The following is a 13246-nucleotide window of genomic DNA, read 5'->3' as shown; positions in this document are numbered from 1 at the left end:
CCCCTTCAAATGCGACGGGGATACTCAAATCTCGCACAGCAACGCCCTTGAGGGGCGCCGGCATACCAATAACTAGCTGGAGACTCAGCATGACAGCTTGGCTTTCTGCGGGATTATTATTTACCTTCACGGCAATAATTTTCTCGCTGATTAAATGGGGAAATGTGAAGATGGTCGGGGTGACCCCGGTTAAAACCTTCACTTTTATAGCGATCCTTTTCACCTCCGGCCTCGATGTAGGCCTTATCATGTTCCCCCTCACCGAGTTCGGTGGCTATGCAGACCTAGCCGCAAACCCAGAATATGGCTTCACCAACGCACTCGCGATTGAGTTTGGTTTTTGGGCCTTCCTGATCTGGGGTTTCTACTTCCTCACCTGTTTTTACTTCTGCATTATCGAGCCCAAAGTTAAATTCTTTGAGATCGGCCTGGTAAAGCTGATCAACAACGTGGTGATTATCGGTACCTGCGCGTTTACCGCCTACCTGCTGCTTAGCAACCTGCCCTGGTATCTGCCACAGGTTGGCGATGGTGAAACCATTGTTGGTACCTTCTACCTGATCGTATTTGCCGTGATCGCCGCTGCGGTCTACTCATCCACCAGCCTGCGCTATGTACGCTTCCTCAGCCTGGCGACTACCTGGATGTTTATTGGCCTGATCGCGGTAATGTGGGTCGGTGCCTTTACCGGTGAAAACGGTAGCGTTGGCGACTTCGCTTCCACCTTTGCGCTGCTCGGCGGTTACTTCGGTAATATCCACCAGTTCGTGCTGCCGCTGAATGACTACCACGAGTTCTACCTGTTCTGGTGGTTTGCGTGGAGCATTATGATTGGCCAGTTTACCTCCCGCTTTGTGGGCGGTCTGCGTACTTACCAAGTGCTGGCGGCGATGCTGATCTTCCCATCCATCCCCATCGCACTGTGGTTCACCGTGCTTTACTACTATTCCAGCCAGGGCCTGGATACTACTGGCTTCTATAACCTGGCCATGATCATTGTGGGTGTTACTTTCGTGATCAACTCACTGGACTCCCTGATTCGCCTGTACACCGACAACCTAGGTATGACCGTTGCGCGTCTGGGTAAGTGGAAATACTTCGTACTGAACCTGGCAGCGATGAGCCTGCTCACCCTGTTGTTCAAGCTCGACTTCCTGCAAATCCAGTGGATCGGCGCTCTGGTAATTGGCATTTTCTTCTGCTGCCTGGGTTACATCCTGGTGAAGCGCTTCAGGGCGGTAGCAGCTATCGACTCCTCGCCTAAAGAAAACAAGATCGACTTTAGCAAGATCGAACTGGCGAGCTAACTGTTGAAATCCCCCGCCTGGTTTGGCGGGGGCTACAAAATATAAATAAGTGGTATTTGAACAATGAAATCAACTTTGAAACTTTCTGCACTGACCTGTGCTTCCCTGCTGGTGCTTGCCCAACAATCCCAAGCGGAGCTGTCTTCTACTGTTAATCTGACTACTGACTACACCTTTAACGGCGTCAGTCAGACTCAAAACGACCCAGCACTGCAAGCCAGTCTGGACTACGGGTTCGATAACGGCTGGTATATCGGCACCTGGGCTTCCAACGTAGACTTCGGTGAAGATGACGATACCAACCTGGAGTGGGATTTCTATGCAGGTAAGTTCATGCAGCTTACCGATAAAGTAAGCCTGGACACTGGACTCGCTTATTACACCTATCACGGTGATAGTGACCTTTCTGAAGAGTACGCTTACCCGGAAGCTTATGCCAAGCTTGGCTATAGCTCTGCTCTAGGCGAATCAGAAGTCAATGGCTGGTACAGCTGGGATTACTTTGGCCAGGGTGGCGGCCACTACATTATGATGCTGGCCCATACCTTTGAGTTTGCAGAAGGACACAACGTTCGCTTCAGTGCTGACCGCTCTACAACCGTCAATAAAGACAACTGGACCTGGGAAGGTAAAAAATCTTACAACCACTACCGAGTGGAGTATATGACTTCCCTGGAGGGTTTTGATTTCAATATTGCCGCCGAGAATACCACTCTCGACTCAGGCACTGCTGACGAGCGTATCGTCTTCTCTGTTGCCCGCACTTTTAGCCTTTAAACTATAAGTGCAGCCGGGGCTTTAGATAGCCCCGGCATATCTTACTAGTCTGCTCTTAGGGTGCTTCTTCTTTTCCGTCCTGGCCAGACTTCTCTGCAGATTTCATCACAACTTGCACTGATTCAGTATTCCCACTCCAGGCACCTTCCTCAGTCACCCCTTCCAAAACGATTTCCCTTTCAAGGATAACAGGGTGCAAATTCAAGTCATGCCGTGCAACTTTAACCATTGAGATACACAGCAAGAGGGCAATCAGCAGCAAAGGGACACCGGCGATAATGCTTGCCGCCTGCAACGCTTCCAGCCCCCCAATGAGCAACAAAGCAATAGGCATTACTGCCAGCGCGAAGGCCCAGAAAATTCGATTCCACCGAAGCGGCTCGCCATGGACTTCTTTCTGCACAACGGCGGCAAGAATATGAGATATGGAGTCAAAAGTAATGATCGTAAAAACCAGTGCGATCAGCGTATACAGCAACACAACTAACTGGCTCGCCGGCAACTTATCCAAAACGGCAAAGATCACGGTATTGGCCCCCTGCTGATTTAGTATTTGCACCAAGTCCAGCTCGCCCGAAAAATGCAAGTAAACGCCGTAGTTGCCTAGCACCATAAAAAACAAGAAGCAGCCAAAAGTTCCAAAAAATAGTGATCCAAGAATCATCTCCTTGATAGTCCGACCTCCAGAGATACGCGCTATAAACAAACCAATACTCGGTGCAAACACCAACCACCAAGCCCAATAGAAGATGGTCCAATCTTGAGGAAAACGAGTGTTGGGGAATTGTTGAAAATGAGAGAAGGACTCAGTCCAAGTGGCCATTTGCAAGAAGTTCTGCAGCGCTCTACCCAGGGAATCCAACCCACTATTGAGCATAAATAGTGTCGGCCCTGCGATAAACACGAAGAGCAGCAAGGCAAGCGAGAGAAAAATTGTAAAGTTTGATAGAACGCTAAGGCCCTGCTTTACCCTGACAAGAGCACAATAACCAAACAATAGCGCACAAAATATCAGCACCCCGACCTGAAATCCCACCCCAGTAGGAATTCCAAATAGCTTGTGCAATCCCAAAGTAATCAGCGGCGCTGCGATACCAAGCCGTGTAGCCGCACCTCCTAGCATGCCAAATACCAGAGAAGTATCGATAAGCTTACCAATGTGCCCACTCACTCTACGCTCGCCCAATACTGGCGCAAGCGCAAGGCTTAGCTTCAAAACCTTGCGTTTACGCACATAGTAGTAATAGGCAATTGGCAGTGCGGGGATTAGATAGATAGACCAAGCCAGTGGCCCCCAGTGAAAGATACCGTAGGAAACTGCCCAGCGCGCAGCTTCAGCTGAACTTGCTTGAACCTGGAACGGCGGCTGTTGGTAGTAGTAGATCCATTCAACCATCGACCAATACAAAATAGAGGCGCCAATACCGGAAGAAAACAACATGGCAGCCCAGGATAGAGTTGAGAATTCGGGGCCCTCTTTCCCCCGTCCCAACTTTATCCTGCCGATATCACTAAAGGCGATATACAGCACAAATAACATCGCACCTAGGCCTAGCAGGAGATAAAAGACCCCCAACTTCTCTGTCACCAGATCTTTAGCTGCCAATAACCATAACGAACCCGCCTCGGGAAAGAGGATCAAAGGCACTGTCGCCACTAGTAGCAATGTAAAAGAGCCCCAAAAGGTGGGCTTGTCTATGAGGTCCTTTGATCCCCTATTCAATAGGGCCCCCTCTTGAAAAGATTTTCTCAAAGAAAGTGGAATTAAGCTGGCTGTTTAAATGATCACGGCCTGGTGGTTTTATAACCCCCAAAAACAGAACCGTTGAAAGCAAAAGCGCCAATCTTTAAGACAAGCACTACACTGCCATTGATCAACGGCAGGCACGACGTGATTAGCACCCTTCTGATTGCTGATTTAGCAGGCCGAGTGCAATTCAAGGAACAGGATGTTCATACTCAAATACTATTTGAAATGGGGCTTTCCCAAAGGAATACCGAGAAGTGATATGTATAAGAAGGCCATCGCCGCCATCGCGGGCTTGGTGCTATTTGCATGCACCAAGGACCAGGCCAGGAATATCGATGTTAATGATTTTGAACCTGAAGCAAAGACAGGTATCTATGACATATCCCAAGAAGACTGTGAGCTGATGAGGCTCCGGCAGGTTCTTCGGAGCAACTCCCCTATTGGCTGTGAAAGGCTGAAAAGGGTCGTCTTCGACTATGCGCCTCTCTTGGATACCCCTGCTCAGGATAATTTTGGCATCGGAGCTGATCTAGACCGCAGAGGCGCCGTTGTTGTGCTTGATATCGTTGCCGAGAACGTCCTGTCTTTATTTGGTGAGATCTCCCGATCTCGTTTTCCAATACAGTCAGCCATTCCTGTCGAATATTTTACTCTGCAAGAGCGAATGGCAGATGATCGAAACAACACGCTGGCCTTTGATTCGCGTCCCATTACAGGTGGGAGCAGATGGTCTGAGCACGCTTATGGTGTTGCTATTGATATTAACCCCCTACAAAACCCTTACCTGTATATTGATAAACACACCCGGGCCAAAGTAATCCCTAAGCATGCAACAGAGGGATATTTAAACCGGGCAAAGTTTCGCCCGGGAAAGCCAACCCGTATGGGGATGTCTGAAGATGTAACCACAATCTTTGCCAGGCATGGCTTCGCTGTCTGGGGTGGAGACTGGAATATCCCGATTGATTATATGCACTTTCAGGTTGGTTCCCGTCAGTTCATTAACCGCCTTGTAACTTTGCCAAAGGAGAGTGCAAAACAACTATTTAACCGATATACCCAGCAATTGAATCGCTGTTTTGAGGAGAACAGCTCGATAAAAAGCGCTACTCACCTCAGAAAGCATTGTGTAGATAAAGTGGTGTCAGAATTTGATGGAGAGCAGGAGTGAAAACGGCGCCCTCCTCCTGCTGCCCAACTATTAAAGTCGAGACGGATGGCTTCCCGGATCGCCCTCTATATGGGGTTTGTCATCGTGGGATACGCCGTGCTCTGCCTGGGCTGGAACCTCCCAATTCCCCTCTTCTGTCCACGGATCATCCGCTGGAAACTCTTCAATATAGATTTCCTTCTCTTCGTAGCTCGGCTGGTAGCGCAGGTCATAGTGAGCGGCTTTCACAATCGATATGCACAGCAGCAAAGCAACAACTAAAAGCGGCACGCCACCGATCACGCTGGCAGTTTGCAGTGTATCCAGGCCGCCCAAAAACAGCAGCGTTATCGGCATCAGTGAAAGCGCAAATGCCCAGAACAGGCGGTTCCATCTAGCCGGCTCTTCATCGACCTCTTTCTGCACAACAGCGGCAAGAATGTATGAGATGGAATCGAATGTAGTTGCAGTAAAGATGAGGGCGAGCACCGTATATACCAGAATCACCAGTTTACTGCCGGGAAGTGTCTTGAGTGTGGCAAAAATTGCGGCAGTTGCGCCCTGCTCATTTAGCATCCCCACCACATCCAGCTCACCGGAAAACTGTAAGTAGACGCCGTAATTCCCCAGCACCATAAAGAACAGGAAACAGCCTAAGGTGCCATAAAAAATGGAGCCAACCACCATGGTCTTGATGGTTCTCCCCCGCGAGATGCGCGCAATAAACAAGCCGACACTGGGAGCGAAAACCAACCACCACGCCCAATAGAAGATGGTCCAGTCTTGGGGGAAATGGGTATCCGGGAACTGCTCAAACTCTGCAAATGGCTCAGTCCAGGCGGCCATATGGAAGATGTTATCCAAGACACGACCCAGGGCATCCAAGCCGGTGTTCAACATAAATAAGGTGGGGCCAACCAGGAAAACAAACAGAAGCAGTACAATAGACAGCCACATATTCAGGTTGGAAAGTGCGCGGATACCCTTCTTAAGCCCAACAAAAGCGCTATAACCGAAGATTGCCGTGCATATCATCAGCACTACAACCTGGGTTCCCAGCCCGGTAGGCACGCCCAAGAGTTCATGAGCTCCCTGAGTAATCAGCGGCGCGGCTATCCCCAGGGTCGTGGCGCCACCGCCCAACATGCCAAAGATAAACAGCACGTCGATCAACTTACCAATCCCACCTTGGGCACGCTGCTCCCCCAAAACGGGCATCAGTGCCTCGCTAATTTTCAGCACGCTGTGATTTCTAACGTAGTAGAAGTAGGCAATTGGCAGAGCGGGAATCAGGTAGATGGACCACGCCAGCGGGCCCCAGTGAAAAATACCGTAGGCAACAGCCCAGCGCGCAGCTTCGGGGGTGCCCCCTTCAACCTGGAAAGGTGGGGTTTGGTAATAGTAGATCCACTCGACCATAGACCAATAGAGAATCGATGCACCGATGCCGGCGCAAAACAGCATTGATGCCCAGGATATGGTGGAGAACTCAGGGTTTTCTTCAGGTGTTCCCAGCTTGATCTGGCCGATATCACTAAACACGATATAGACCATAAAGAGAATTGCCCCGACACCCAGTGCCAGATAGAAAACCCCCAGCTTGTCAGTGACGAAACCTTTAGCGGCTAAAACCCAGGCGGCACCAACTTCGGGGAACAGCACCAGTGGGATTGTTACTGCCAACAGCAGCGCCAGTGAACCAAAAAAAGTGGGTTTATCGATGATTTCTCTGAAATGACTGGACAACACTTGCCTCCCAAATGCCTTGTGAACCGCGGCAAATAAAAGCAAGGGGGACTTTATATAAGGAACTTTATTATGCGGTGTTAGTGAGTAGGACTTATATAAGGATAGGTAGATCAACTACAACTAAATTTGCTCTTACTTATCTTTAATAGTACCAGCTAGTCAAAGTATTTCAATTTGACAGGTGTCACATCTGTTTAGGTGCGACAACCAACTGAACTGGGGCTATCAACTGACGACGGCCCCGACCTGCCGGGTTCTGAACTACTGCTTACCCAAAGATTTTTCCAGTTGGGCAAACTGCCCTTGCAGCATTGCCTTCTCCTGTAGAAGGATACGATTCTCGTCTGACAAGGTCTCTATCCGGTCTTTTGTAGCACCCAGTTCAGCACCCAGCCTTTCCAAAGATACTTGCTGAAGCTGAATCTCCTTAGCTTGCCCTACACCGCTGCTATGGAGGCGGGTAACCTCATCCTGTAATCGTGTAATTTCAGAAGATTGGAGCTCAGCGCTTGCCGCCTGCTCTTCAGCCTGCCGCTTGTAGTTTGCTGCTTCGGCTTGAGCGGCGCCTATATTTTCACGCAACTCCTGCTTTTCCCGATTGAGTTCAGTAATTAATGCCTGCCCTTGTTTATTCAGGAGATCCTGCTCAGAAATCCTCTGTTCCGCCAGCCCAAGTTGCTCCGTCAGTGAGACCACCTGCCCCTTAAGCTGCTCACTGGAAGATCGAAACTGATCTCGCTCGTGCTGCCGGTCTACAGCTGTTCGTTGCTGGAAGTGCTCAAAGTGCTCGCGCACATCGCGATTCTCCTGCTTCATCTCTTCAATTGAGGCCTTCTGCTCCTCAACTCGAACCGAGGCCTGCTCCAATTGAAACTCACTTTTTTCCAGTTCTGACTGAGTTTCACCCAGGGTAACTTTGAGGCGGCGCTTCTCACCTTCAGAAGCTGAAAGCTTCTGCTCCAGCTCGCGAATCAATGCGGTTTGCTTGCTACTGGTCTCTTGAGCTTCATTTAGTCTCTCTGTTATCTCCAGCTCTTTAGCTTCAAATTCCTGCTGAACCTGCTCCACTCTCTGGTCCGCATCGCCCTGGATACGCTGATGAAGTCCTTTCAGTGCCTCCACCAAATCTTTAGGTAAGCCGCTGACATCAATGCTGCTGGAACTCTCGCTTTTCCACCGTTTTAGAAGCGGCGCAATTGTACTTTTACTCCCTGTCCCCAGATGAGCGCGCACCCTATCAACTGTCGGCTCCTCGCCCCGGGCCTTAATCGCCTTTGCTGCCTCAAAAATGTCCAGATAGGTGACCCCTGTGCGCGCCATTAACCTTCCCTCAGATTATTTTGTACCAAATTACGTATTACGTAATAATACATAATATATAAGAATAAACCAATTCTTGAATTAACCCAGATAACCTTCGATAATGATTCTTATCGAAGGTTATAACAGTAAGGAAGCCCCCATTTAACGTACTCTCAGTACAAATGGTGGTTTTCAGGTGACACAGAATTCATGAGAAAACAGCCCCTAGCCTCAACCAAATTCCAACCTCAATCCCCGCTCAGCAGTACATCTACCGGGGGTGGAGCACTTCTGACTGAGGATGACATTCAGAAGTACCTGCGAGCAGCGACTTCAGACAGCACTCGCAAAGCCTATCGGTCTGCCATTCGCCAGTTCGAGAAATGGGGAGGCCGACTCCCCACCGATAGCCATTCACTGGTTAGCTATCTATTGAGCCGGGCCGAGCAATTGAACCCGCGCACCCTGGATTTGCACCTAACCGCCATAGGCCAGTGGCACCTTTATCAAGGCATCGCCAACCCAGTTACTGAACCGCTGGTACAGAAAACCATGCGCGGTATTCGCCGCACCCACGGAAAGCCAAAGCAAAAAGCCAAGGCGCTGAGCCTCGAACACATTGCCACCCTCACCCGACAGTTGCGCTCTCAGCCTGATTCCAAGAAGAGGACCCGTGACTTGGCATTGGTGCTGGTAGGATTCTTCGGTGCCTTCCGGCGCAGTGAGTTAGTGGCGATCCAGGTTGAAGACCTGATATGGGAGGAGGAAGGTTTGATCATTCGCCTGCCCAAATCAAAAACGGATCAAAGTGGTCAGGGAATGATGCGCGCCCTTCCCTACGGCACCCCTGAAATCTGCCCCGCACGAGCACTTAAGTCCTGGCTAGACGTTAGTGGCATTAGAACTGGGCCAGTATTTCGGTCAGTGAATCGCTGGGATACGGTGCAAAGTCGACAGTTAAACCCCACAGCTATCAACGATCTACTGAAAAATCTCGGGGAGGTCTGCGGTTTTGACTTTGTTGCCGAACTCAGCAGCCACAGCTTTCGCCGAGGCCTGTCTACTTCCGCTGCACGAGAAAAAGTTGGCTTTGAGCTGATCAAGAAGCAAGGTGGCTGGAAGAGTGACGCCACTGTCTGGGAGTATATTGAGGAGGGGCAACAGTTTACCGACAACGCCTCAGCTATCTTGATGAAGAAGATGTCGGAACTACTATCTTAAGAAGCTGCTATTAACCTGCTAGCAAGTCCCGCCTTTCAGGCGGGCAGTATATGTGCGGAAGTATTCAGCCTGGGGGCTTGTTACGGCACAAACTTAACAAGTGTGTGATTTTCGCCTTCAAGTTCATTTTCTATGATGCTGGAAATTACCTCCCAATCTCCACCGGCAAGCCCTGCACCTATTAGAGGATATCCAATCCTCTTCCCCGGAAAATCTTTCTTAACTTTGGTGAATACACTGCGTATAGCCTCATAATCCGCCATTACCCCCTTACCTCTCCAGTGAAACTGAGTGTAAGCATTGACGACCGTAAAGCTGGCCTCTAACTGTGATATGTAAGCGCTTGAATACGTACCCAGTTTAAGTCGTGAGCCTTTTTCTGTACCCAAGTCTGCCTCGTAGGCTTCAGGGAAAAGCTTCTTGATAGTTAAGGCTATCCCCTTTCCCATTTGGCACTGGCAATTACACCCATGAACAATTACATCAAAATGGCCCTCAAGTGCCATTTTGATCAAATCACCTTCTACTACATTCATTCTCGAACTCCAGAAATCCAAAACGCCTTGGCAGTCTTCAACGCGTATACAGTGGAACGAAAGGCAAACGCTCTAGCGCAGTTTCAACTTTCTTGACTGATTAACAACTCTCAACTAATTGACACTAGATCAATATAATATGCACCAAGCTGCTCTGCGCTAAGGCACACTGAAAAGCCTTACCCAATTTGTTGTTGCTAAAAATAACTATTGATAACTTAACATAGAAGTTATCGCTACGAAGAATTTAAGTATGAGTAAAGAGGAAATATGAGCGGACCCGCAAAATTTGGTGTCGTTGTATACGCAAATGATATCAATGAATTGTCAAAATTCTATATAAATATGTTCAGCTTGTCTGTACTTCATAAAACAAACGAACTGGTTAGTTTGGGCGGAGAGGGTTTCAATATTGTTGTGCATACTCCCCCTATTGAACTTTCCGAGGAAAATTTTAATACAGTCAAAGTATTTATAGCAGTACAAAGCCTTACAAAGGCACGGCACCAAGCAATAGAGTTAGGTGGCAAATCCCTTGGCGGAGAGTGGTCAAATCCAATATTCAAAGCCTGCAATGTAGCTGACCCTGAAGGCAATCATATTCAGCTTCGGGAGTTCACTAATAGTACGACTAATAAATAGATCCCCCTACCCGTTTGCGGCGCCTATAGGCGTCGCCACCATCTTATCTCCCGTTTACAGCCGCAATATAAGAGGCTCTTGTTTATTAGTATTGATTGGATCGGTAGCCTATTTATCACCCTTGCAGCTAGATTTTTCCATCAGTTTACACTAGTAGATATCGGCGACTAGCCGATCAACTTAAGTACATATGGAGAGCCAAGTCAGTTCATTACCTGAATTGCTCTAAAGTAATTTATTTTTTAGATCTAGTCGGATGTGTCTTAGGTAGTTTTTTGGCAATGTCACTTGCTTCAGGCGAGCAGGCAGGGTGCCCCCAACCACCAGCGCTAACACCACCCACAATGTCATTGACGATGTTATCGTCCTTGCTAGGACTCACCCCTTCAGGTATGTAGTCCATCTTGAGCATATGACGAACTTTCCACGCAATATTATGGTCCGCACATGAACTATCACCACTTACCCCAACTGCTCCAAGAAGCTTGCCGTCGTCTTTGTACAGCGCTAAACCACCACCAAAAACATTAACGCCTCCAATTTTCTTACCAATCATTGGGTCGTGTTCTGTACCAATATCATTGGGTAGCCCGCTATAAGCAACATTGGTATCAACTGGATTGCTATGCTGTAAACCATACAAACTTCCACCAGGCTGAACAGCTGTAAAAAGGTTTGCTGTCGATAAGGGTAGGCCTGGCAGACTGAAAGCATTTGCTGTATTTGCTTTTTGCGCTGAAATGACGCGGCTACCGGGCCATTGGTCGCCTCTATCTTCGCCGGAAAATACAACAGCTCTAACTATTCCATCTCTATCAACTACCGTTGCCCACATATTTAAGCTAAAACCGCCATTCTGTTCTTTTACGACATCTTTTAGCACCGCCTTAAGTTCGGAATATTTTGGTAACTCCATTGAATTAACCTGCATAATCTATATCTTCATTTCTTGCTGAGAGTGATGGGCCGTTGATAATACTAGGTTAGATTAATATAGAATCAATTATGCCCTTGGGTTTTAGCTATATTTTTAACACTCCTAATAAATGTCTTTAATGGTTGGCTAGAGTAGGCATGAAAAATCGCACCAGGTCGCCTTTCGCAAAGGTATCGACGATACCGCCTTAATAGAATTACGATCTTTAGCTAATTTGCTGAATTGTTTAGTTGTGGTAATGACATCGCATCCCCGGCAGTATCATTAGGCCCAAGCACTTATTGCTTGATATGGGTCTCATTGAAGATTGATTCCCAGTCCTGATCAAAGGTCTCGGGTATTGACGAGGAAGTCCTCCGAAAGAACAACACACCAACATGAGCTTCATGACCCTTCTTAGCGGTGCTGTCAGCAGTAACCTCCTCGATAAAACCTCGCATAGTGCCACTGCCATCGAGGGTCAAATTTGTAACGCTCTCATCGGACACATCAACAGCTACCACTTGAATTCTATTGCCACTCTTCATATAGGCAAAGATACCGATATCCTTAGCTATAGTGGTCTCATTCACCTTCTCTTCAACTGCAGTTAGTTGGTGTTTAACATCCGGCTTCTTCGTTACCTCAAGATAGCGACCACCACCACCCACCCCTGTTTGCTTGAGAACTTTAAAAGTTCGGCAAATCTGCTCCTTTTCTAAGGTAAAGGCGTCTGGACTGTGCTCGTAAAAAATAAACGACTCACCTTCAATTGCACACCAGACTCCTTCCAAGGAATCTTTAGCTTCCGATTGGGCATTGGCGTGAGTGGCAACAAGAGTCAGAAGTACTGAGGACAACAGGAGTAATAGCTGATTGATTATTTTCATGGTGACCTCCAAGGTGGTAGTCAGTCAAATATAGGCGCAGCTTTACGGTTAGATAATCCCGGGGCAAGCCGAATCACGCCAATAGTAATGACCCCCAGCGGACCCTGGATGGATAAGTCGAAGCCTGATACCCGTAAGTTATATGGACTAACACCGTGTCGCAGATCTATTTGGGTAAAGTTCAACGGATCCTCTTTGAAATCACGGGATTAGAACTCAGGCTATTATCTAAGTGGTGGCAAGGAGGCCCAAAATGACGACGTTAAATCAAAAGCAAATTGAAGACTGCAAGTCTAGTGCGTCGGACTTCTCCGACCTCAAGGCGCTATTTCTCAACTGCACACTAAAGCCAACACCTGAACTCTCTCATACAGACGGCCTAATTCGCATATCCAGAGAAATCATGGAGCGAAACAAAGTCTCAGTTGAGGTATTACGCCCCGTTGATCATGATATAGCTTTTGGCGTTTACCCGGATATGACCCAACACGGCTGGGATAGTGATGAGTGGCCGTTGATCTACCGTCGAGTTGAAGAGGCGGACATTCTGGTTATAACCACGCCAATCTGGCTGGGGGAGAAATCCTCTATTTGTACCCAGACCATAGAAAGGCTTTATGCGAATTCAGCAGATCTCAACTCAAAAGGCCAGTACGCCTATTATGGTCGCGTGGGCGGCTGTCTTATTACTGGCAATGAAGATGGTGCTAAGCACTGCGCCATGAATATCCTCTACTCTTTGCAGCACCTCGGCTATGTAATCCCACCTCAGGCCGATGCGGCATGGGTGGGAGAAGCGGGCCCCGGCCCCTCGTATCTTGACCCTGGTTCCGGTGGTCCGCAAAACGACTTTACCAATCGCAACACCACTTTTATGACCTGGAACCTGATGCATATGGCGCGAATGATAAAAGATGCTGGGGGCATTCCCGCCCACGGTAATCAGCGCTCTGCCTGGGATGCCGGCTGTAAGCCCGACTTCCCTAACCCTGATTATCGATAGAAA

12 protein-coding genes are annotated in these 13246 nt (G+C 48.4%); 6 read left to right on the top strand and 6 right to left on the bottom strand.

Annotated features, from left to right (window positions below; genetic code table 11):
• The first annotated feature begins 89 nt into the window (after window positions 1-89).
• Both ACJJI1_RS19385 and ACJJI1_RS19380 read left to right on the top strand, forming a co-directional pair.
• Entirely contained in the window at window positions 90-1307 is a 1218-nt protein-coding gene (locus ACJJI1_RS19385; protein ID WP_444908329.1) for a BCCT family transporter, read from the top strand.
• Window positions 1308-1370: 63 nt separating this feature from the next.
• Entirely contained in the window at window positions 1371-2084 is a 714-nt protein-coding gene (locus tag ACJJI1_RS19380) for a TorF family putative porin (protein WP_444908330.1), read from the top strand.
• A gap of 55 nt (window positions 2085-2139) precedes the next feature.
• On the opposite strand, the gene ACJJI1_RS19375 is transcribed toward ACJJI1_RS19380, so the two are convergent.
• A complete protein-coding gene (locus ACJJI1_RS19375; RefSeq protein WP_444957689.1) occupies window positions 2140-3732 on the bottom strand; it encodes a BCCT family transporter in 1593 nt (530 codons plus the stop codon).
• A 361-nt stretch (window positions 3733-4093) separates the two neighbouring features.
• Here ACJJI1_RS19375 and ACJJI1_RS19370 point away from each other — a divergent pair, with 361 nt between their 5' ends.
• The gene (locus ACJJI1_RS19370) at window positions 4094-5005 is read left to right on the top strand and encodes a M15 family metallopeptidase (RefSeq protein ID WP_444957688.1); all 912 of its coding nucleotides are present in this window, start codon (window positions 4094-4096) and stop codon (window positions 5003-5005) included.
• Between the two features lie 30 nt (window positions 5006-5035).
• Here ACJJI1_RS19370 and ACJJI1_RS19365 read toward each other — a convergent pair whose 3' ends face one another.
• Window positions 5036-6733 carry a BCCT family transporter gene (locus ACJJI1_RS19365; RefSeq protein WP_444957687.1) on the bottom strand — a complete coding sequence of 566 codons (1698 nt, stop codon included), beginning with the start codon at window positions 6731-6733 and terminating at the stop codon, window positions 5036-5038.
• A 261-nt stretch (window positions 6734-6994) separates the two neighbouring features.
• Window positions 6995-8053, bottom strand: coding sequence for a DNA-binding protein (locus tag ACJJI1_RS19360; RefSeq protein ID WP_444957686.1), 1059 nt, complete (start codon window positions 8051-8053; stop codon window positions 6995-6997).
• A 192-nt stretch (window positions 8054-8245) separates the two neighbouring features.
• Here ACJJI1_RS19360 and ACJJI1_RS19355 point away from each other — a divergent pair, with 192 nt between their 5' ends.
• On the top strand, window positions 8246-9256 hold the full coding sequence (locus ACJJI1_RS19355) for a tyrosine-type recombinase/integrase (RefSeq protein ID WP_444957685.1): 1011 nt from the start codon (window positions 8246-8248) through the stop codon (window positions 9254-9256).
• Window positions 9257-9336: 80 nt separating this feature from the next.
• Here ACJJI1_RS19355 and ACJJI1_RS19350 read toward each other — a convergent pair whose 3' ends face one another.
• Window positions 9337-9792, bottom strand: coding sequence for a macro domain-containing protein (locus ACJJI1_RS19350; RefSeq protein WP_444957684.1), 456 nt, complete (start codon window positions 9790-9792; stop codon window positions 9337-9339).
• Between the two features lie 270 nt (window positions 9793-10062).
• Between ACJJI1_RS19350 and ACJJI1_RS19345 the strand changes: the two genes are divergently transcribed.
• Window positions 10063-10434 carry a VOC family protein gene (locus ACJJI1_RS19345; RefSeq protein ID WP_444917117.1) on the top strand — a complete coding sequence of 124 codons (372 nt, stop codon included), beginning with the start codon at window positions 10063-10065 and terminating at the stop codon, window positions 10432-10434.
• 235 nt (window positions 10435-10669) lie between these two features.
• Here the strand turns inward: ACJJI1_RS19345 and ACJJI1_RS19340 are convergent, their stop codons facing one another.
• Both ACJJI1_RS19340 and ACJJI1_RS19335 read right to left on the bottom strand, forming a co-directional pair.
• The gene (locus ACJJI1_RS19340) at window positions 10670-11350 is read right to left on the bottom strand and encodes a GlcG/HbpS family heme-binding protein (RefSeq protein ID WP_444917116.1); all 681 of its coding nucleotides are present in this window, start codon (window positions 11348-11350) and stop codon (window positions 10670-10672) included.
• Between the two features lie 299 nt (window positions 11351-11649).
• Window positions 11650-12240 carry a hypothetical protein gene (locus ACJJI1_RS19335; protein WP_444897264.1) on the bottom strand — a complete coding sequence of 197 codons (591 nt, stop codon included), beginning with the start codon at window positions 12238-12240 and terminating at the stop codon, window positions 11650-11652.
• Between the two features lie 253 nt (window positions 12241-12493).
• Here ACJJI1_RS19335 and ACJJI1_RS19330 point away from each other — a divergent pair, with 253 nt between their 5' ends.
• Window positions 12494-13243, top strand: a complete 750-nt coding sequence (locus ACJJI1_RS19330; RefSeq protein ID WP_444957683.1) for a flavodoxin family protein — start codon at window positions 12494-12496, stop codon at window positions 13241-13243.
• Window positions 13244-13246 lie beyond the last annotated feature (3 nt).

Source organism: Microbulbifer maximicatervae (SeqCode) (assembly GCF_052467065.1).
Note: the sequence above shows the minus strand (reverse complement) of the source record. Positions and strands in the feature narration are given on the sequence as shown.

What these genes read in the sequence shown, in the direction of transcription:
- ACJJI1_RS19385 (WP_444908329.1), top strand. Translation starts at nt 90, where the DNA reads ATGACAGCTTGGCTTTCTGCGGGATTATTATTTACCTTCACGGCAATA.
- ACJJI1_RS19350 (WP_444957684.1), bottom strand. Translation starts at nt 9,792, where the DNA reads ATGAATGTAGTAGAAGGTGATTTGATCAAAATGGCACTTGAGGGCCAT.
- ACJJI1_RS19345 (WP_444917117.1), top strand. Translation starts at nt 10,063, where the DNA reads ATGAGCGGACCCGCAAAATTTGGTGTCGTTGTATACGCAAATGATATC.
- ACJJI1_RS19330 (WP_444957683.1), top strand. Translation starts at nt 12,494, where the DNA reads ATGACGACGTTAAATCAAAAGCAAATTGAAGACTGCAAGTCTAGTGCG.
- ACJJI1_RS19370 (WP_444957688.1), top strand. Translation starts at nt 4,094, where the DNA reads ATGTATAAGAAGGCCATCGCCGCCATCGCGGGCTTGGTGCTATTTGCA.
- ACJJI1_RS19335 (WP_444897264.1), bottom strand. Translation starts at nt 12,240, where the DNA reads ATGAAAATAATCAATCAGCTATTACTCCTGTTGTCCTCAGTACTTCTG.
- ACJJI1_RS19360 (WP_444957686.1), bottom strand. Translation starts at nt 8,053, where the DNA reads ATGGCGCGCACAGGGGTCACCTATCTGGACATTTTTGAGGCAGCAAAG.
- ACJJI1_RS19355 (WP_444957685.1), top strand. Translation starts at nt 8,246, where the DNA reads ATGAGAAAACAGCCCCTAGCCTCAACCAAATTCCAACCTCAATCCCCG.
- ACJJI1_RS19380 (WP_444908330.1), top strand. Translation starts at nt 1,371, where the DNA reads ATGAAATCAACTTTGAAACTTTCTGCACTGACCTGTGCTTCCCTGCTG.
- ACJJI1_RS19340 (WP_444917116.1), bottom strand. Translation starts at nt 11,350, where the DNA reads ATGGAGTTACCAAAATATTCCGAACTTAAGGCGGTGCTAAAAGATGTC.